Source organism: Pseudomonas sp. Fl4BN1, from assembly GCF_009908285.1.
In the GTDB taxonomy this organism is placed as follows: domain Bacteria; phylum Pseudomonadota; class Gammaproteobacteria; order Pseudomonadales; family Pseudomonadaceae; genus Aquipseudomonas.
In genome coordinates, this window is the sequence record NZ_JAAARM010000088.1 from 1 (window position 1) to 765 (window position 765).

Sequence of the window (765 nt, forward strand, 5' to 3'; positions counted from 1 at the left end):
GGCGCGATGGATGCCGGCAACATGCTCAAGCCGGCGCTTGCGCGCGGCGAGCTGCATTGCATCGGCGCGACCACGCTGGATGAATACCGCAAGTACATCGAGAAAGACGCCGCGCTGGAGCGCCGCTTCCAGAAGGTGCTCGTGGGCGAGCCGAGCGTGGAGGCCACCATCGCCATCCTGCGCGGCCTGCAGGAGAAGTACGAACTGCACCACGGCGTGGAGATCACCGACCCGGCGATCGTGGCCGCGGCTGAACTCAGCCACCGCTACATCACCGACCGCTTCCTGCCGGACAAGGCCATCGACCTGATCGACGAAGCTGCGGCGCGCATCAAGATGGAAATCGACTCGAAACCCGAGGCGATGGACAAGCTCGACCGCCGCCTGATCCAGCTCAAGATCGAGCGCGAAGCCGTCAAGAAGGAAACCGACGAAGCCTCGCAGAAGCGCCTGGAGCTGATCGAGCAGGAGATCGAGCGCCTGCAGAAGGAATACGCCGATCTGGACGAAATCTGGAAGGCCGAGAAGGGTGCCGCGCAAGGTGCGGCTGCGCTCAAGGAAGAGATCGAGAAGATCAAGCTGGAGATCACCAAGCTGCAGCGCGAAGGCAAGCTGGAGAAGGTGGCCGAACTGCAATACGGCAAGCTGCCCGAGCTGGAAGGCAAGCTGAAGGCCGCCACCGCCGCCGAGTCTGCCGGCCAGAAGCAGCCGAACAAGCTGCTGCGCACGCAGGTGGGTGCCGAAGAGATTGCCGAAGTCGTCAGC

Annotated in this window: 1 pseudogene; it reads left to right on the forward strand. The window is 63.7% G+C overall.

From position 1 onward, the window contains the following. Positions 1–765, forward strand: a pseudogene (locus tag GV818_RS33685) (type VI secretion system ATPase TssH); the annotation flags it as partial.